We start from the raw sequence: 18,831 nt of genomic DNA, 5'->3' as shown, positions 1-18,831 counted from the left end.
ACACTCGACGACGCCACAGCGCACTCGCAGGACTCCCACCCATCAGCCGACTGCTACCAACCTGATGGCCAGGTACAACTAGAGGGTGCTCAACCACGGATGGCCGGGGTGCGCGATGGCCACAGCGCTCCTCAGCCATGCGCGGCGCTCCGGGTCGAGCAGGTCCAGACAGGCATCGAAGTCGGCCTGGTCCTTCGCTCGCAGGCCCGGAGCCTTGTGGAGCAGCTGGATCTCTGGCCTCAGGTACGAGATGCCGTCCCGCGTCCAGAGGATGTCGTCGAGCGGGAGAGTGATGCGGGAGTCTCGCTTGTAGGTCCACGTCGTCGAGCTTGTGCTCATGAGGATGACGTCGTACTCCCACGGCGACGCGCCGTCGGGACGCAGCCACAGGTTCCCGCAGGACTCCATCAACGGATCGGTCGGGCTCAGCATCGGGCTCAGCGTGCCGTCAGCCGCCTGCCAGACATCCAGTCGGCCCGTCAGGTGCCGCTTCAGTGCAGGAACGTCGGCGCGGGGGATGCTGGGGTCCAGGTCGTCGTGCGGCCGCGGCGCGCCCGTGAACGCCTCGACGGCCCAGCCGCCCGCGATCCACCAGCGGCCGGTGTACCCGTCGAGCAGCTCGGCAGCGTCCTGTGGGGACCGGGCTCGCCAGGGGCCGTACAGGCGCACCGCCTCGTCATGGTCCATCACGTCGTGCACGTTAGTCGCCGCGCTCATGGCCCGGGCAGGTCTGCGTCGCACCGTGTCGGCGACGAAGACCGCGAACCCGTCCGTGTCGTACCCGACGCCGAGAACGTCGTGGGGCCACTAGCTCCCGAAGATCCAGGTGCCGAGCCTGTGCGGGAGGCCGCTGACAGCAACTTGGTCCGAGCGCGAGAATCGCCTCGTCATCGTCAGGTCGCAGAGCCGATCGGCCGTGTGTCGGCCCGGCACCACGAGCGCCACACCGTTCCGGCAGCCCGACAGTCAGGCAAACTGGAGCCGTGAGAACGAGCCATCCGCCCTTGGCCTTTCCTGTCTACGGATTGGTCGACGGTCCCGGCGGGCCCAGGTGGCTCGACGCTGTGCTCGGTCCGCTGGGTCATCACGCCGACGGTGTCTGGCTCGGGCACGGCGGCGAGCCGCGCGATGCTGGGCGACCGTGGGTGCACGTAGGCACGTTCTGCCGCAACCGGTACGACGGCAGCGGGGCCGACGCCATCGAGCGGGCAGCGTTTCGCGCTGTTCTGGCGGTGGTGGACGCCACGATGCCGGATCAGGGGCCCAGTCCGGACGACTACGGCCGGCGACTGTTGACCGCCGCCACTGCCCGTGTCGACGGGAGCCCGGGGTGGCGGAGGGTGTCGTGGGAGGTCGACGACCGTCCGGTCTCTGCGTCGATGTTCGAGTGGGCCGGCGCCTGGTCTGCCTTCACCACCGCACTCCCGGACGTCGACATCGTTGCGTTCGGCTTCGGCGTCGAACCTGCCGGGCTCGTCCTCGCAGAGCTCCAGGACGGTTCTCGCTACCACGTCGACCTCACTCGACCGATCGTCTTTCCGGACACCGTCGACGAGGCGCGGGCCGCCGCCGGTGTTCGCTCGGACTCGGGTAGCGCCGTGCGCTGGTGGCCGGCGCACCCCGATCACGACGCAGCCGCTGGCTAGGTTCACCCACTCGCGCCTGCGGTTCGCGGCCGCAGCGGCTCGGCTCAGGCGAGGCCGGTGCTCAGACCTCGTGGGGTCGCAGCGCCAGCGCCTCGGGCGGCACGGTGGTCTCGTCGAGCACCGAGTGCGGCACCGACAGCCGCCACGCACCCGACGCGACGTCCTGCACGCGCGGGGCGGGGCCGTCGAGGCGCGCGACCCACTCCATCAGGGCGGTGACGTCGGCGCGGCGGTCCTGCTCGACGAGCCAGCCGGCCAGCCGGTGCACGGGCGGCAGGCCGCTGTGCACCAGCGACCGGCGTCCCCACAGCTCCAGCACGCCGGAGCGCAGCAGCCGCCACCACTCCGGCGTGCAGCCGGGCACCAGCAGGAAGTAGCGCCACAGGTCGCCGGCGAGCACCCGGTCGAGGAAGACCGCCTCGACCTCCGGTGACCCGTGGGCGCGCACCGAGGCCAGCGACATCCGCTTGGTCTCCCAACGGTCGGCGAGGTCGGTGAGCGACGAGGCCCGCGTCTGGGTGATCGAACCCGCGCGGATCCGCCAGCGGTAGACCACCTCGTCCAGCACGTCGAAGCTGCCGTCGAGGAACGAGCGCGTGGTCGTGGGCTGGTCCTCGTAGCGCAGGCCCTCGGGCCACGACAGGCCCGCCGCGTCCCAGAAGGAGCGGCGCCAGACCTTGTTCCAGGCGAAGACGTCGCCGAGGATCTCGGGCCGGTCCTCGACCCGGGCGCCGCGCAGCGGCCGGTGCAGCCGGCGCATCCACGGCGGCTCGACCAGGGCGTCGCCCTCCCAGCGCACGATCGAGCCGGTCGCGAAGTCGGAGCCCGACCCGGAGAGCGCGCCGAGCAGGTCGGCGTACGCCGTGGGCGGCAGCACGTCGTCGGAGTCGAGGAAGGCGAGGTAGTCGCCGCGCACGTGCTGCACGCCGAGGTTGCGGGCGGCGCCGAGGCCGCCGTTGGCCGAGTGCACCACGGTGATGCGCCGGTCGCGGCGGGCCCACTCGTCGGCGATCTCGCCCGTGCGGTCGGTCGCGCCGTCGTCGACGACCACCGCCTCCCAGCGCGTGTGGGTCTGGGCGAGCAGGGAGCGGACGCAGTCGTCGAGGTAGTCCTCCACGCCCCACGCGGGGATCACCACGCCGAGCAGGGGGGCGCGGGAGAAGAGCCTCATACGGCCGGACCCTAGGACATCGCCCCTCGCCGGTAGGCTGCCCGCCGTGACCGAGCAGCCCAGAGCGATCGACGAGATGAACCCCGACGGTGTGCCGCGCAAGGTCCTCTTCGTCGCGGGCGCGGGCCGCAGCGGCACCAGCACGCTCGCCGGCATCGTGTCCCGGCTGGGCATGCACGTGCCCCTGCCCGAGGTCCCGCCCGACGACTCCAACCCCCGCGGCTTCAGCGAGCCGCAGTGGGTCGTCGACGTGCACGACGAGTGGCTGCGCGAGTCGCTGGTGCAGGTCAGCGACAGCCGGCCGGAGGCGTGGTTCGACACCGGGCGCATCTGCAGCCGCGAGCCGGCGCGCATCCGGGTCACCGAGTGGCTCGAGCCGCACTTCGACCACCACCCCGAGCTGGTCGTCAAGGACCCGCGGCTGAGCTGGTTCCTGGGCCTGTGGCGCGTCGCCGCGATCCGCACCGGCGCCACGCCGGTCTTCGCCACCATGCTGCGCCCGCCCGCCGAGGTGGTCGGCTCCAAGCAGAAGTACTACGCCAACAAGCTCGGCTCGGCGCACCTGGCCGCCAGCTGGGTCAACATGCTGCTGCACACCGAGCGCGCCACCCGACCGGCCGAGGGCGACGGCGGGCGCGTGTTCGTGCGCTACGAGGACCTGCTCAGCGACTGGGTGCGCACCACGACGGCGCTGGGCCACGCCCTCGACCTGCAGACGATCATCCACACCCGCAGCGACCAGATCCGCGAGGTGCACCGCTTCATCGACCCCACCCTGCGCCGGGTCACCGCCACGCTCGACGACCTCGCGCTGCCCCGGCGCCTGCACGAGCTCACCGGGCAGACGTGGGAGGAGCTCAACAAGCTCGCCGACGAGGGCGGTGACACCGCCGAGGCGCACGCCACCTTCGACCAGCTGCGTGCCGCCTACGTCGACCTCTACGAGGAGTCCGCGGCCATCAGCCGCTCGACCGCGGAGCACGCCCGCCTCCAGGCCCGTCGCCGGGCGCTCCACGAGGCGGCCGAGGCGGGAGCGTCGCGCTCGCTCGCCGACCGCGTGCCCCACGACGTACGCGCCGCGATCCCCCCGTCGGTGCGCCGCGGCGTGCGCAAGGCGCTCGGCCGCACCCGGGACGAGCAGTGACCGTCCCGATCGGATCGGGGCACGGCCTGACCAACCTCGAGGGGCACACCGACTTCGACCTCGTCTGGCCCTGGAACCGCCCGGGCGGGCTGCGGCCCGGGGCGACCGCCGTGCTGCGGGTCAAGAACGAGGCGCCCGGCCTCCGCTTCGTCCTGCCACCGCTGCTGCGGGCCTGCGACCACGTGCTGCTGGTGGACAACGGGTCCGACGACGGCACCGGCGAGGAGGCGCTGCGGGTCGCGGCCGAGCACGGGCTCTCCGAGCGCTTCACCCTGGAGCACTACCCCTTCCAGGTGGCGCGGGCCGGAGCCGAGCACCTCGCCGTCAACGAGCGCTCGGTGCACTCGCTGGCCTACTTCTACAACTGGTGCTTCTCCCACGTGCGCACCCGCTACTCGTGGAAGTGGGACGGCGACATGGTGCTCACGACCGAGGGCGAGGTCTCGATGGCCGACCTGTCGTGGCAGGTGGGCATGGCCGAGGCGGTGATCCGCGTCCCGCGCCACGGGCTCTACATCGAGTCCGACCAGGTGGCCTACCTCGACCTCGGCCTGCGCAACATCGAGGAGTGGGGCTTCCCGATGAGCCCCGACTACGTCTACACCAAGGCCCCGGAGTGGGAGATCCGCACCACGCCCGACCGCATCGAGTCGTTCGCACTGCCGCAGGGGCTGTGCGTGGAGCTCAAGTGGCTCGACGGCGACGAGTTCGCCCACTGGACCGATCCCGAGTCGTTCGCCACCTCGATCCGCAACCGCCGCAAGCGCCGCGAGTGGCTGGTCTGGAACGCCCTGCACGAGGGTCGCGTGCCCGAGGGCGTCGTGCGGATCGAGTCGCCGGCCGGGGTCCACGTGGTCGACCACGTCACCCACGAGTGGCTCCCGCGTGCGCCGCGCCCGTTCGTCGTCGACGACCCCGACCACGCCAAGCTGCACCTGCGCGCCTGAGACCCCGTCCGAGACCCGGCTGGGACCTACTCACGGGTAGTCTTTTCCGTGGCGCTCGTCACGCCTCCGGGCCGTTCCGCCGCTGAATCCGCGGGCGTACGCTCGCTGGTGATCGCAGTAGATCGGTACCCCTCACGGGACTGAAACGAAGAGGTCGCCACATGACGCACGACCCTGTCCTCCGCCCGACGCATCGGGTCGGGGTGATCGGCGCGGGCCGCGTCGGCGCCGTCCTGGCCGCCGCCCTCCGCTCCGCCGGCCACGAGGTCGTCGCCGCCGCGGGCGAGTCCGACGCCTCGCGCCGTCGCATCCAGGACCTGCTGCCGGGCGTCGCCGTCGCCAAGCCGAGCGACGTCGCCCGGGCCAGCGACCTGCTGCTGCTCACCGTCCCCGACGACATGCTCTCCAACGTGGTGACCATGCTCGTGGCCAGCGGTGCCGTCCGCGAGGGACAGGTCGTCGCCCACACCAGCGGTCGCCACGGCCTCGCCGTGCTCGAGCCCGCCCGGCTCGTCGGTGCCCGCACCGTCGCGCTCCACCCCGCCATGACCTTCACCGGCACCGAGGTCGACCTGCCGCGGCTGGCGGGCTGCGTCTTCGGCGTGACCGCCGGCGAGGACGACCGCGCCCTCACCGAGTCTCTCGTCGCCGACCTCGGCGGACGGGCGATGTGGGTGCCCGAGGAGCGCCGCACGCTCTACCACGCGGGCCTGGCCCATGGGGCCAACCACCTCGTCACGCTCGTGGCCGAGGCGATGGAGATCCTCTCGGCCGCCGGCGCCGACGACCCGGCCGCGACCCTGCGCCCGCTGCTCACCGCCGCGCTCGACAACGCCCTCGAGGACGGCGACGCCGCCCTGACCGGGCCGATCGTGCGCGGCGACGTGGAGACCGTCCGCGCGCACGTCGCCGACCTGCGCGCCACCGCTCCGCAGACCCTCCCGTCCTACCTCGCGATGGCCCGCGCCACCCTCGACCGCGCGGTCACCGACGGCCGGCTGCTGCCCATCCGCGCGGCGAAGATGCTGGGCGTCCTCGACGCCGCAGCCGTCCCGGACGCCGAGGCGCCCCACCGGCAGGCTCGATGAGCACGACCCCCGTCCTCGCGTCCACCCGTGAGGAGCTGGCCGGCCTGCTCGCCGGTGCCCGCCGAGACGGCCGGCGTGTGGCGTTCGTCCCCACCATGGGCGCCCTGCACGACGGACACGCCAGCCTGATGCGCACGGCCCGCGCGGCCACGGACGGCCGCGTGGTGGTCAGCATCTTCGTCAACCCGATGCAGTTCTCCCCGACCGAGGACCTCGAGCACTACCCCCGCACGCTCGCGGCCGACCTCAAGGTCTGCGCCGCGGCGGGCGTCGACGTCGTCTTCGCGCCCAGCGTGGAGGAGATGTACCCCGGCGGCTTCAGCCACGAGTCGGTGCACGACGGCGTCACCGTCGCGCCGGGGACCCTCGCCACGATCCTCGACGGCGCCTCCCGGCCCGGGCACTTCGACGGCGTGCTGACGGTGGTCGCCAAGCTGTTCGGCCTGGTCCGCCCCGACGTCGCGGTGTTCGGCCAGAAGGACTACCAGCAGCTCGTGCTCGTGCGCCGGATGGTGCGCGACCTGGCGATGGGCATCGAGGTGGTCGGTGGCGAGACGGTGCGCGAGCCCGACGGCCTGGCCCTCTCCAGCCGCAACCGCTACCTCGACGCCCGCGAGCGGCAGGTCGCGACCGCCCTCAGCCGGGCGCTCCTCGCCGCTCGCGACCGCGCCCCGTACGGCGTGCCAGCCGCGCGCTGGGCCGCGATGTCGGTGCTCAGGGCCGAGCCGGGGCTCGAGCTCGACTACCTCGCGCTGACCTCCTCCGACCTCGGTGAGCCGCCGGAGACGGGCGAGGGCCGGATCCTGGTCGCCGCCCGCATCGGCACCACCCGGCTGATCGACAACATGGCTGTCACGTTCGACCGGGTCGCCGACGGCGGCCCGCCGGCGGGGACCGCGTCCGCGGCCTCGACCACCACCTGAAGGAGCGCCACGTGCTGCGCACGATGATGAAGTCCAAGATCCACCGCGCCACGGTCACCCAGGCCGACCTCCACTACGTCGGATCGGTGACCGTCGACGAGGACCTGCTCGACGCGGCGGACCTGCTGCCGGGCGAGCTCGTCCACATCGTCGACGTCACCAACGGCGCCCGCCTGGAGACCTACACGATCGCCGGCGAGCGCGGCTCGGGCGTCGTCGGCATCAACGGGGCCGCGGCCCGGCTGGTGCACCCCGGCGACACCGTGATCCTCATCGGCTACGGCCAGATGGACACGGCAGAGGCGAAGGAGCTCGTGCCCCACGTCGTCTTCGTCGACGCCGACAACGCGATCCTGGCCACCGGCCACGACCCGGCCGAGACGTTCGGCGACCCGACGCTGACCCGCGGCGACGCGGTCGTCGCCTGACGAGCCGATAGCCTGCGCCGATGAGCTCCCACCGGCCGGTCCCGGGCCGCCTCCGCGCGCCGGGGCCGGGCTGGACGACCCGCGCCGACGTGGTCGTGGTCGGCTCCGGCATCGCCGGGCTCACCGCCGCGCTCCGCATCCACGCGGCCGACCCGGCGCTGCGCCTGCTCGTGGTGACCAAGGACGTCCTCGCGGCCGGGTCGACCCAGTGGGCCCAGGGCGGCATCGCGGCCGCGCTCGGGCCGGGGGACACCCCCGACCAGCACGAGCGCGACACCCTCGTCGCCGGGGCCGGCGTGTGCGACGTCGACGCGGTGCGCGTGCTGGTCACCGAGGGCCCCGGGGCCGTCCACGAGCTCATCGCCCTCGGCACCCGCTTCGACCACCACCCCGACGGGGAGCTGTCGCTGACCCGCGAGGGCGGCCACCACCGCGACCGGATCGCCCACGCCGGTGGCGACGCCACGGGTGCGGAGATCCAGCGCGCACTGATCGCCGCGGTCGAGCGGGCCCCCGAGATCGAGGTCATCCAGCACGCGCTCGCGGTCGACCTGCTGCGCGCCGCCGACGGCGGCGTGGCCGGGCTGACCCTGCACGTCCTCGGCGAGGGCCAGCACGACGGCGTCGGCGCCGTGCACTGCCGGGCCGTCGTGCTCGCCTCCGGCGGCCTGGGCCAGGTCTTCAGCCAGTCCACCAACCCCAGCGTGGCCACCGGCGACGGGATGGCGCTCGCGATGCGCGCCGGCGCCCGGCTGCGCGACCTCGAGTTCGTCCAGTTCCACCCCACCGTGATGTGGCTCGGCCCCGACTCCCAGGGCCAGCAGCCGCTGATCTCCGAGGCGGTGCGCGGCGAGGGGGCGTTCCTCGTCGACGACGACGGCGCGCGCTTCATGACCGGCGAGCACGAGCTGGCCGACCTCGCCCCCCGCGACGTGGTCGCCAAGGCGATCACCCGCCGGATGATCGAGACGGGCCGCCCGCACATGTGGCTCGACGCCCGCCACCTCGGCGCCGCGTTGTGGCAGAGCCGCTTCCCGACCATCCTCGGTGTCTGCCGTGACCACGGCGTCGACCCGGTGACCGAGCTGATCCCGGTGGCGCCGGCCCAGCACTACGCCTCCGGCGGCGTCGCGACCGACCTGTGGGGGCGTACGTCCGTCCCGGGCCTCTACGCCACCGGCGAGGTCGCCTGCTCCGGCGTGCACGGCGCCAACCGGCTGGCGTCCAACTCCCTGCTCGAGGGCCTGGTGTTCTCCCGCCGCATCGCCGACGTGCTGCCCGGCGAGCTGCGGCAGTGGGCCGACCCGGCGCCCGACGCCCGTCCGGCCGGCCTGGTCTCCGGCGAGCGCCGCCGGACCCTGCAGGAGACGATGACGAGCCGCGTCGGGGTGCTGCGCCACTCGGCCGGCCTGGCCGAGGCGCTGGCGCGGCTCGGCTCGCTCGACCACGGCGAGGCCGAGGTCGGCCCGGCCGCCTGGGAGACCACCAACCTGCTCACCGTCAGCACCGCGCTGGCCGCCGCCGCGGCCGTGCGCACCGAGACCCGCGGCTCGCACTGGCGCGAGGACCACCCCGACCGTGACGACACCCGCGCCGGGCACGTCGACTCGTGGCTCGACGCCGGCGGCCGCGTCGCCGTCGAGTGGACCACCGCGCCCTCGACCGACCCCTCCACCGGCTCGTCCACCGTTCCCCCGACCGTTCCCGACGCCGCGGAGGTGCCGGCATGACCAGCCTCGACGACGTGCCCGCCGAGGTGCTCGACGACCTCACCGCTGCCGGGCTCGATCCGGAGCACGTCTGGGACGTCGTGGCCCGCGCGCTCGAGGAGGACCTCCCCGACAAGCCACGCGTCGATCCGACCAGCGAGTCGACGATCCCCCTCGACGCCCGCGGCGAGGCCGTCTTCGCTGCGCGCGAGCCGGGGGTCGTGGCGGGGCTCGGCGTCGCCGCCGTCGCGTTCGCCGCCGTGGGTGCCGACGCGACGATCACCGACCGGGTCGCGGACGGCACGCGGGTCGCGAGGGGCGACGTCGTGATGCGCGTGGAGGGCCTGACCCAGCGGATGCTCGTCGCCGAGCGCACGGCGCTCAACCTCGCCTGCCATCTCTCGGGCATCGCCACCGCGACCGCCCGTTGGGTCGAGGCGCTCGAGGGGTCGCCGACCCGCGTGCTCGACACCCGCAAGACGCTGCCCGGCCTGCGCACGCTGCAGAAGTACGCCGTGCGCTGCGGCGGCGGGGTCAACCACCGCTCGAGCCTGCAGGACATGGCGATGGTCAAGGACAACCACGTCGTCGCGGCCGGGGGAGTGCTGCCCGCGCTCGAGGCCATCCGCGGCCGCCACCCCGGCCTGCCCGTGGAGGTCGAGGTCACCACGCTCGACCAGCTCGAGGAGCTGCTCGCGCTGCCCGAGCCGCCGGAGCGGGTCCTGCTCGACAACATGAGCGACGAGCTGATGGCCGAGGCCGTGCGCCGCACGGCCGGGCGGGTGCCGCTGGAGGCGAGCGGCGGCATCACGCTCGATCGGGCCGCGCGCATCGGTGCGACCGGCGTCGACTTCGTCTCCGTCGGGGCGCTCACCCACTCGGTGGTCGTCTTCGACATCGGCATGGACCTGACCACCCCACGACCTTCTTCTCCTCCGCTTCGCTCCCCCGAACAACGCCGCGGGGACCCCGAACCCCGATGAAGGTGCCCTCATGAGCCTGCTCGCGGTCGACATCGGCAACAGCCACACGTTCGCCGGCCTCCTCGACGGTGAGGAGGTCACCGCGCACTGGCGGGTCAACACCGACGAGCGCCGCACCGCCGACGAGTGGTCGGTGCTGCTGCGCGGGCTGCTCGCCGAGCGCCTCGACGACGTCGACGGCGTCGCCCTGTGCGCCACGGTGCCGGCCGTGCTGCACGAGTGGCGCGAGATGCTCGAGCGCCACTTCGGCGACGTCCCCGCCATCGTCGTGGAGCCCGGCGTGCGCACCGGCATCCCGGTCCTGATGGACAACCCCCGCGAGGTCGGCACCGACCGCATCGTCAACTCGCTGGCCGCCGCGACGCTCTACGGCGGCCCGGCGATCGTGGTCGACTTCGGCACCGCGACGACGTTCGACGTGGTCAACGGCAAGGGCCAGTACGTCGGCGGCGCGATCTCGCCGGGGATCGAGATCTCGCTCGAGGCGCTCGGTCGCCGGGGCGCGCAGCTGCGCAAGGTGGAGCTGGCCCGGCCGCGGTCGGTGATCGCCAAGAACACCGTGGAGGCGCTGCAGAGCGGGATGGTCTTCGGGGTCGCGGCGCAGGTGGAGGGCCTGGTGGCGCGGATGATCGCCGAGCTCGGCGTCGCCCCCGAGGACGTCACCGTGATCTCCACCGGGCACCTGGCCGCGCTGCTCGTCGAGGACTGCGGCTGTTTCACCGTGCATTCCCCGTGGCTCACCCTCCAGGGATTGCGATTGGTCTTCGAACGCAATTCCTGAAATGCGGCGTCAGGAATTGCCTGACTCCTTTTGTGCCCCTTCGCCATTTGCTGCCAGACTGTTCTTTGTCCGAAACTTCCGGAAAAAGAAAAGGAAATGGCCATGGCGCAAAAGGTCAACATCGTGCTCGTCGACGACCTCGACGGCACCGAGGCCACCGAGACCGTGTCCTTCGGCCTCGACGGCACCACCTACGAGATCGACCTCAACGACGCCAACGCCGCCGCCCTCCGCGAGGCCCTGAGCGGCTACGTGGGCCACGCCCGCAAGGTGTCCGGCGGCGGCCGACGCACCCGGCGTTCCTCGGGCGGGTCCTCCGCCTCGTCGTCGTCCTCGAACACCAAGGACGTGCGCGAGTGGGCCAAGGCGCAGGGCATGGAGGTCTCCGAGCGCGGCCGGATCTCCGCCGACGTGCAGCAGGCCTACGACGCCGCCCACTGAGGCGGGCCACCCCTTCGGCGACCCCACGAGGACGCGGCGAGGCCCGCGGGCCCGTTCGCTGTGAGCGGACGGGCTGGTCGCCGGGGTGGGAACACGTAGGCTGATGTCGGGCGTTGAGCCCAGTGTCCGCACCCCGGCCCCGTGCCGGACCCGCGGACCACGCAGACGTAGAGGAGCGCACATGTTCGAGCGGTTCACCGACCGAGCCCGGCGAGTTGTCGTGCTGGCCCAGGAAGAGGCCCGCATGCTCTCCCACAACTACATCGGGACCGAGCACATCCTGCTCGGCCTCATCCACGAGGGCGAGGGTGTCGCTGCCAAGGCGCTCGAGTCCCTCGACATCTCCCTGGAGGCCGTGCGCGCCCAGGTCGAGGAGATCATCGGCCAGGGCCAGCAGGCCCCGTCCGGCCACATCCCGTTCACCCCCCGCGCCAAGAAGGTGCTCGAGCTCTCGCTGCGCGAGGCGCTCCAGCTCGGCCACTCCTACATCGGCACCGAGCACATCCTGCTCGGCCTGATCCGCGAGGGCGAGGGCGTGGCCGCCCAGGTGCTGCAGAAGCTCGGCGCCGACCTCAACCGGGTGCGCCAGCAGGTCATCCAGCTGCTCAGCGGGTTCCAGGGCAAGGAGTCGGCCGCGGCCGGCGCCCAGACGTCCGGATCCGGCGGCGAGGCCCCGTCGAGCTCGCTGGTCCTCGACCAGTTCGGCCAGAACCTCACCCAGGCCGCGCGCGAGGGCAAGCTCGACCCCGTCATCGGGCGCGAGCAGGAGATCGAGCGCGTCATGCAGATCCTGTCGCGCCGCACGAAGAACAACCCCGTCCTCATCGGCGAGCCGGGCGTCGGCAAGACCACCATCGTGGCCGGCCTCGCCCAGGACATCGTCAAGGGCAACGTGCCCGAGACGCTCAAGGACAAGCAGATCTACACGCTCGACCTCGGCGCCCTGGTCGCCGGCTCGCGCTACCGGGGTGACTTCGAGGAGCGCCTCAAGAAGGTGCTCAAGGAGATCCGCACCCGCGGCGACATCGTGCTGTTCATCGACGAGATCCACACCCTCGTCGGCGCCGGCGCGGCCGAGGGCGCGATCGACGCCGCCAGCATCCTCAAGCCGATGCTGGCCCGCGGCGAGCTGCAGACCATCGGTGCCACGACGCTCGACGAGTACCGCAAGTACCTCGAGAAGGACGCCGCGCTCGAGCGCCGCTTCCAGCCGATCCAGGTGCAGGAGCCCTCGATCGCGCACACCATCGAGATGCTCAAGGGCCTGCGCGACCGCTACGAGGCCCACCACCGCGTCACCATCACCGACGAGGCGCTGGTCTCCGCGGCGACGCTGGCCGACCGCTACATCTCCGACCGGTTCCTGCCGGACAAGGCGATCGACCTCATCGACGAGGCCGGCTCGCGCCTGCGCATCCGCCGGATGACCGCGCCGCCGGACCTGCGCGAGTACGACGAGAAGATCGGCGACGTGCGCCAGCGCAAGGAGGCCGCCATCGACGGGCAGGACTTCGAGGCCGCGGCCCGCCTGCGCGACGAGGAGAAGCAGCTCTCCGCCCGCCGTGCCGAGCGCGAGAAGCAGTGGCGTGCCGGCGACCTCGACGAGATCGCCGAGGTCGACGAGGAGCTGATCGCCGAGGTCCTGGCCGTGGCCACGGGCATCCCGATCGTCAAGCTCTCCGAGGAGGAGTCCACCCGCCTGCTCAAGATGGAGGACGAGCTCCACAAGCGCGTCATCGGGCAGGAGGAGGCCGTCAGGGCCCTCTCCCGCGCGATCCGTCGTACGCGCGCCGGGCTCAAGGACCCCAAGCGCCCCGGTGGCTCGTTCATCTTCGCCGGCCCCTCGGGCGTCGGCAAGACGTGGCTGTCGAAGACGCTGGCGGAGTTCCTCTTCGGCGACGAGGACGCGCTCATCCAGCTCGACATGAGCGAGTTCTCCGAGAAGCACACGGTGTCGCGACTGTTCGGCTCGCCTCCCGGCTACGTCGGCTACGAGGAGGGCGGCCAGCTCACCGAGAAGGTGCGTCGCAAGCCGTTCTCCGTGGTGCTGTTCGACGAGGTCGAGAAGGCCCACCCCGACATCTTCAACAGCCTGTTGCAGATCCTCGAGGAGGGTCGCCTGACGGACTCGCAGGGTCGCGTCGTCGACTTCAAGAACACCGTCATCATCATGACGACCAACCTCGGCTCGCGCGACATCGCCAAGAGCGTCAACCTCGGCTTCGGAGCCGTCGGCGCCGACGCTGCCGGCTCCTACGAGCGGATGAAGAGCAAGGTGTCGGAGGAGCTCAAGCAGCACTTCCGCCCCGAGTTCCTCAACCGCGTCGACGAGATCGTCGTCTTCCCGCCGCTGTCGCAGGAGCAGATCGTGGCGATGGTCGACAACATGATCGCCGCCGTGGAGCTGCGCATGAAGGACCGCGACATGTCCCTCGAGCTCACCGACCCCGCGAAGGCGCTGCTGGCCCAGCGCGGCTTCGACCCGGTGCTCGGCGCGCGTCCGCTGCGCCGCACGGTGCAGCGCGAGATCGAGGACGTGCTCGCCGAGAAGATGCTCTTCGGCGAGGTCGGCCCCGGCCAGATCGTGCTGGTCGACGTGGAGGGCGAGGGCGTGGAGGCGAAGTTCACCTTCCGCGGCCAGAAGAACTCCACCGTCCCCGACATGCCTCCGCTGGAGACGGTCGTGGAGGGCGCGGGCGGTGACGGACCGGACGACTCGGCCGGCCCGACCGACGTGCCGAAGGCCAACGAGGCCTGACCTCGGGCCCCAGCACCACCCACCAGCACCACGTCACACCAGGTCACCCCGGGAGCGCCCAGCGCCCCGGGGTGAGCTGCGTCAGGAGCCCGTCGGCGACCAGCCCCGCCAGGCACCGCTCGCGTTGCTCGGCCCGCGGCCACACGGCCTCGAGCTGGGCCGCGCCGACGGAGTCGGCCTCGCGGGCGAGGGCCAGGATCCGGCCGCGGCACTGTCGGTCGGTGCCCGCCCAGGCCTGTCCGCGCCGGGGCGGGCCGTCGTACGCCGGAAAGCCGGCCGCGCGCCACGCACAGCTCGCCGTGACCGGGCACGCCTCGCACCGCGGCTGCCGCGCCGTGCACACGAGCGCGCCGAGCTCCATGGTCGCCACCGCCCAGGTGGCGGCCGTCGCGTCGTCGTCGGGCAGCAGGGCCGCGGCCATGTCCCGCTCGCGGCGGGTGGGCGCCGGTGCCGGCAGCTCCGTGCCGTCGACCACCCGGGCCAGCACCCGGCGCACGTTGGTGTCGAGCACGACGTGGCGCCGGCCGAAGGCGAAGCTGGCGATGGCGGCGGCGGTGTAGTCGCCCACGCCGGGCAGTCCGAGCAGGTCGTCGTAGCCGGGCGGCACCTCGCCGTCGTGGCGCTCGACGATCGCCGTGGCGGCGGCGTGCAGGCGCAGGGCGCGGCGCGGGTAGCCCAGCCGGCCCCACATCCGCACCGCCTCGCCCGTGGAGTCGGCGGCCAGCGCGGCCGGGGTCGGCCACCGCTCGAGCCAGGCCGCGTGCACGGGCAGGACGCGGGCCACCGGCGTCTGCTGCAGCATGAACTCGCTGACCATCACCGACCAGGGCGTGGCGGCCGCCCCGCGCCACGTCAGGTCACGCGCATGGTCGTCGTACCAGTCGAGCACGGCGTCGTGCAGCGCGCTGGCGGAGTGCTCGCTCATCGTCGCGATCGTAGGTCAGCCGGTGCGCCTCCCCCGCGACGGGGCCGCGGCTCCATAGCCTGTGGCCATGCCGCCGACCGTACGACCGCGTGGGCCGCTCCCGGCCCGGGTCTACTGGACCCGCCGCCTCGTCGTGCTCGGCATCCCGCTGGTCCTCGTCGTCGTGCTCGCGCGCATGCTCGGCGGCTCCTCCGACGCCAAGGACGACGCCACGGGGCAGGCCACGCAGGCCAGTGCGACCGCGTCGACGACGCCCGCCCCCACCGCTGGCCCGACCGTGGCGGTCGGCCCCGACGCGAAGGGGCGCACGGGCAAGAAGGGAAAGAAGGGCGGCAAGGGCAGGAAGGGCGGCCAGGCGACCGAGGAGGTCGCGCCCCCGGAGCCGGTCCTGGCCGAGCCCACCGGTCCGTGCACCGAGTCCGACATCGTCGCGACCCCGGCGATCACCTCGGCCCCCGGCGGCTCGGACATCGCGATCACCGTCAACCTGCGCACCGTCGTGACCGAGGCCTGCACCTGGCAGGCGTCGCCGGAGACGATGGTCGTCACCATCACCTCGGGCAGCGACTACATCTGGAGCAGCCGCGAGTGCCCCGTGTCGATCCCTCCGCAGGACGTCGTCGTGCGCCAGGCCGTCGACGCCCCGGTCGTGGTCACCTGGTCGGCGCGGCGCTCCGACGAGGGGTGCACCAAGTTCACCGACTGGGCCGTCCCCGGCTTCTACCACGTGCAGGCCGCGGCGCTCGGTGGTGACGCGACCGACGTGCAGTTCGAGCTCGTCGCCCCCCAGCCCGGCGTGATCACCAAGACCGCCGACCCGCAGAAGCAGGGCGGCAAGGGCCGGAAGAAGAACGGCGACACCGCCCACACCCCCGGCGAGGACGGCGCGGGCAACTCCGCCGGCTGACCGGGGTCGCGGCTTCCGCTTCCGCTGCCGTCGCCCTCGCCGTCGTCGAAGTCCCCGCTCGAGCGGGGACTCCGACACCTGGAGGGGGTTGCAACGGCCTCCAGGTGTCGGACTGGGCCTACAAAGTCGAGCGCGGGGCATACGCCGGACAGGCGCCACCCAGATGTGGCGCTCCGCTCGACTCGGCGAGCGGTGCGCGCCAGGACGCGCCGACTCGACCCCCTCCACGCGCCAGGACGCGCCGACTCGACCCCCTCCGCGCGCGAGGACGCGCCGACTCGACCCCCTCCGCGCGCGAGGACGCGCCGACTCGGCGAGCGTACGGCGGGTGGGCGGGGGTCAGATGTAGCGCTCGGTGATGCTCGACTCGGCGAGGCGGGACAGGCCCTCGCGGACGCTGCGGGCACGCAGCTCGCCCACGCCCTCGACGGCCTGGAGGTCGTCGATGCCGGCCGAGAGCAGCTGCTGGAGGCCGCCGAAGTGGTCGACGAGGCGGTCGACCACGGCCGAGGGGAGCCGCGGCACCTTGGCGAGGAGCCGGTAGCCGCGGGGCGCGACGGCGGCGTCGAGGTGCTCGGCGCCGCTGAGGCCGATGGCGCGGGCGACGGCCGCCGGGTCGACCAGCTCGGTGGGGGAGAGCGCTGCGAGCTCCGCGACGTGGGAGGTGGGGCTGCCCGGGCGGCGCCGGCCGCCGGGCAGGTAGTCGCGCACGACCAGCTCGCGCTCGGCGTCGACGCCGGTCACCAGCTCCTCGAGCTGGAGCGACAGCAGGCGTCCATCGGTGCCGAGCTCGAGGACGTAGTCCTCGATCTCGCTCGCGATCCGGATGACCATCTCGAGGCGCTGGGCGACCACCGCCACGTCGCGCACCGTCACCAGGTCCTCGATCTCGAGCGCCGACAGCGTCGCGGAGACCTCGTCGAGGCGCAGCTTGTAGCGCTCGAGGGTGGCGAGCGCCTGGTTGGCGCGGGAGAGGATCTTGCCGGAGTCCTCCAGCACGTGGCGGATGTCGCCGACGTAGGCGGCGATGATCTGCATCGACTGCGACACCGAGATGACCGGGTGGCCGGTCTGCTTGGCGACGCGCTCGGCGGTGCGGTGCCGGGTGCCGGTCTCCTCGGACGGGATGGTGTGGTCGGGCATCAGGTGGACCGCGGCCCGGTGGACCTTGGTGATGTCCTTGTCGAGGATGATCGCGCCGTCCATCTTGGCGAGCTCGCGCAGGCCGGTGGCGGTGAAGGGCACGTCGAGCGTGAAGCCACCGGTGGAGATGGAGTCGACGGTCTTGTCCTGGCCGAGCACGATCAGGGCACCTGTGCGACCGCGCAGGATCCGCTCGAGGCCGTCGCGCAGCGGGGTGCCCGGTGCGATCGATGCCAGGGTCGCGCGCAGCCTCAGCTGCTCGTCCATGCGCTCTGCCACCGGTGCCTCCGTGCTCTCTCCTCGGACGCCCCCGTGCGCCGTGGGGTGAAGTCTAGGGGTGGGCACCGGATGACCAGCGATCGTTGCCGGCGGGTGGGCCTCAGAGCGGCGGCGTGAGGTCGAGGGTGAGCAGCGCGCCGACCACGTCGTCGACCTCGACCACCTGCAGGCCGTCGATCGTGCGGCGCGACGGGATGCCCCGCTCGCTCGGGAGCGCCCGCCCGCGCGGGACGACGGCGACCCGGAAGCCCAGGCGCGCGGCCTCGGCGACGCGCTGCGGCAGGTCGCGCACCCGGCGCAGCTCGCCGGCCAGGCCGATCTCGCCGATCGCGACGGCGCCGCGCGGCGGCGGCACGCCGAGGTGCGAGCTGGCCACGGCGACGGCCAGGGCGAGGTCGGCGGCGGGGTCGTGGATCTTGGCCCCGCCGACGGTCGCCACGAACGTGTCGCTGCCGGCGATGCGCAGCCGCGCGTGACGCTGGAGGACGGCGAGCACCATGTCGACCCGCGAGGACTCCACGCCCGACACGGTGCGCCGCGGGCGCTCCAGCGGGGACGGGGTGAGCAGCGCCTGCACCTCCGCGAGCAGCGGGCGGCGGCCCTCCATCGTGACCGCCACGCAGGTGCCGGAGACGTCCTGGGTGTGGTGCTCGACGAAGAGGCCGGTCGGGTCGGTGACGGCCGAGATGCCCTCCGAGGACAGGTCGAAGCAGCCCACCTCGTCGACCGGGCCGTAGCGGTTCTTCATGGCGCGGAGCATGCGGAAGCGGGAGTTGCGCTCGCCCTCGAAGTGGAGCACCACGTCGACGAGGTGCTCGAGCACCCGGGGCCCGGCGATCGAGCCGTCCTTGGTGACGTGGCCGACGAGCACCGTGGTGATGTTGCGGGTCTTGGCCACCCGGATCAGCGCGGCCGCCACCTCCTTGACCTGGGTCACCCCCCCGGGCACGCCGTCGATGCCCGAGGCGCCGATCGTCTGGACGGAGTCGACCACGATCAGCGTGGGGCGGACCTCCTCGATGTGGGTGAGCACCGCCCCGAGGTCGGTCTCGGCGGCGAGGAACAGCTCGTCGTGCACGCCGCCGGTGCGATCGGCACGCAGGCGCACCTGCGCGGCCGACTCCTCGCCGGTGACGTAGAGGGTGCGCTGGCGGGCGCTGGCGGTCTGCGCCGCGACCTCGAGCAGGAGCGTGCTCTTGCCGACGCCGGGCTCGCCGGCGAGCAGGATCGCCGCGCCCGGCACCAGGCCGCCGCCGAGGACGCGGTCGAGCTCGGGGACGCCGCTGGCCCGCGCGACGGACTCGGTGACCGGCACCTGGCCGATCGGCACCGCCGGGGTGGACACGGGCCCGGCGCTGGCGCGCATCGTGGGCGCGCCGGCCTCGGCGACCGATCCCCACGCCTGGCACTCCCCGCACCGGCCGACCCACTTGGCCGTCTCCCACCCGCACTCGGAGCAGCGGTAGGAGGAGCGCACCCGTGCGGTCTTGGTCGACATGCGCCCCACGCTAGGCGAGCCCACCGACACCGCGCGGTCGCCGCGCGAGAGGTGCCCCGG

The 18,831-nt window shown here is 73.1% G+C and carries 17 protein-coding genes; 12 read left to right on the top strand and 5 right to left on the bottom strand.

The window, feature by feature from the left end:
* Positions 1–78 precede the first annotated feature (78 nt).
* Positions 79–717 (bottom strand): nucleotidyltransferase domain-containing protein, encoded by a 639-nt coding sequence (locus AC4H2S_RS20705; RefSeq protein ID WP_491498878.1) that lies wholly within the window; start codon positions 715–717, stop codon positions 79–81.
* A gap of 347 nt (positions 718–1,064) precedes the next feature.
* Between AC4H2S_RS20705 and AC4H2S_RS20700 the strand changes: the two genes are divergently transcribed.
* Complete coding sequence (locus tag AC4H2S_RS20700) at positions 1,065–1,646, top strand: hypothetical protein (protein ID WP_491498877.1); 582 nt, start codon at positions 1,065–1,067, stop codon at positions 1,644–1,646.
* A 61-nt stretch (positions 1,647–1,707) separates the two neighbouring features.
* On the opposite strand, the gene AC4H2S_RS20695 is transcribed toward AC4H2S_RS20700, so the two are convergent.
* Positions 1,708–2,817 (bottom strand): glycosyltransferase family 2 protein, encoded by a 1,110-nt coding sequence (locus tag AC4H2S_RS20695; protein ID WP_491498876.1) that lies wholly within the window; start codon positions 2,815–2,817, stop codon positions 1,708–1,710.
* A 46-nt stretch (positions 2,818–2,863) separates the two neighbouring features.
* On the opposite strand from AC4H2S_RS20695, the gene AC4H2S_RS20690 reads away from it, so the two are divergent.
* From AC4H2S_RS20690 to AC4H2S_RS20645, 10 genes are all read left to right on the top strand, one after another.
* Positions 2,864–3,961: a sulfotransferase family protein gene (locus AC4H2S_RS20690; protein ID WP_491498875.1), complete on the top strand. Its 1,098-nt coding sequence runs from the start codon at positions 2,864–2,866 to the stop codon at positions 3,959–3,961.
* Positions 3,958–4,908 (top strand): hypothetical protein, encoded by a 951-nt coding sequence (locus AC4H2S_RS20685; protein ID WP_491498874.1) that lies wholly within the window; start codon positions 3,958–3,960, stop codon positions 4,906–4,908. The genes AC4H2S_RS20690 and AC4H2S_RS20685 overlap by 4 nt, the downstream gene beginning before the upstream one ends.
* Before the next feature lie 161 nt (positions 4,909–5,069).
* Positions 5,070–5,996, top strand: a complete 927-nt coding sequence (locus AC4H2S_RS20680) for a Rossmann-like and DUF2520 domain-containing protein (protein ID WP_491498873.1) — start codon at positions 5,070–5,072, stop codon at positions 5,994–5,996.
* Positions 5,993–6,919 carry a pantoate--beta-alanine ligase gene (gene panC, locus AC4H2S_RS20675; protein ID WP_491498872.1) on the top strand — a complete coding sequence of 309 codons (927 nt, stop codon included), beginning with the start codon at positions 5,993–5,995 and terminating at the stop codon, positions 6,917–6,919. The genes AC4H2S_RS20680 and panC overlap by 4 nt, the downstream gene beginning before the upstream one ends.
* 11 nt (positions 6,920–6,930) lie before the next feature.
* Positions 6,931–7,347, top strand: coding sequence for an aspartate 1-decarboxylase (panD, locus tag AC4H2S_RS20670; protein WP_491498871.1), 417 nt, complete (start codon positions 6,931–6,933; stop codon positions 7,345–7,347).
* Between the two features lie 20 nt (positions 7,348–7,367).
* Positions 7,368–9,077 carry an L-aspartate oxidase gene (locus tag AC4H2S_RS20665; RefSeq protein WP_491498870.1) on the top strand — a complete coding sequence of 570 codons (1,710 nt, stop codon included), beginning with the start codon at positions 7,368–7,370 and terminating at the stop codon, positions 9,075–9,077.
* Entirely contained in the window at positions 9,074–10,039 is a 966-nt protein-coding gene (gene nadC / locus AC4H2S_RS20660; protein WP_491498869.1) for a carboxylating nicotinate-nucleotide diphosphorylase, read from the top strand. Before AC4H2S_RS20665 ends, nadC begins: the two co-directional genes overlap by 4 nt.
* A gap of 10 nt (positions 10,040–10,049) precedes the next feature.
* A complete protein-coding gene (locus AC4H2S_RS20655; RefSeq protein WP_491498868.1) occupies positions 10,050–10,820 on the top strand; it encodes a type III pantothenate kinase in 771 nt (256 codons plus the stop codon).
* Positions 10,821–10,922: 102 nt separating this feature from the next.
* Positions 10,923–11,261, top strand: coding sequence for a histone-like nucleoid-structuring protein Lsr2 (locus AC4H2S_RS20650; protein WP_491498867.1), 339 nt, complete (start codon positions 10,923–10,925; stop codon positions 11,259–11,261).
* Positions 11,262–11,442: 181 nt separating this feature from the next.
* Complete coding sequence (locus AC4H2S_RS20645) at positions 11,443–14,019, top strand: ATP-dependent Clp protease ATP-binding subunit (RefSeq protein ID WP_491498866.1); 2,577 nt, start codon at positions 11,443–11,445, stop codon at positions 14,017–14,019.
* Positions 14,020–14,062: 43 nt separating this feature from the next.
* Here the strand turns inward: AC4H2S_RS20645 and AC4H2S_RS20640 are convergent, their stop codons facing one another.
* The gene (locus tag AC4H2S_RS20640) at positions 14,063–14,944 is read right to left on the bottom strand and encodes an HhH-GPD family protein (RefSeq protein WP_491498865.1); all 882 of its coding nucleotides are present in this window, start codon (positions 14,942–14,944) and stop codon (positions 14,063–14,065) included.
* Positions 14,945–15,011: 67 nt separating this feature from the next.
* Here AC4H2S_RS20640 and AC4H2S_RS20635 point away from each other — a divergent pair, with 67 nt between their 5' ends.
* On the top strand, positions 15,012–15,851 hold the full coding sequence (locus tag AC4H2S_RS20635; RefSeq protein ID WP_491498864.1) for a hypothetical protein: 840 nt from the start codon (positions 15,012–15,014) through the stop codon (positions 15,849–15,851).
* 339 nt (positions 15,852–16,190) lie between these two features.
* Here AC4H2S_RS20635 and disA read toward each other — a convergent pair whose 3' ends face one another.
* Both disA and radA read right to left on the bottom strand, forming a co-directional pair.
* Positions 16,191–17,261 carry a DNA integrity scanning diadenylate cyclase DisA gene (gene disA / locus AC4H2S_RS20630; RefSeq protein ID WP_491498879.1) on the bottom strand — a complete coding sequence of 357 codons (1,071 nt, stop codon included), beginning with the start codon at positions 17,259–17,261 and terminating at the stop codon, positions 16,191–16,193.
* A 112-nt stretch (positions 17,262–17,373) separates the two neighbouring features.
* Positions 17,374–18,771 carry a DNA repair protein RadA gene (gene radA, locus AC4H2S_RS20625; protein ID WP_491498863.1) on the bottom strand — a complete coding sequence of 466 codons (1,398 nt, stop codon included), beginning with the start codon at positions 18,769–18,771 and terminating at the stop codon, positions 17,374–17,376.
* Positions 18,772–18,831: the final 60 nt, after the last annotated feature.

Source organism: Nocardioides sp. Z13_37, assembly GCF_058355585.1.
Note: the sequence above shows the minus strand (reverse complement) of the source record. Positions and strands in the feature narration are given on the sequence as shown.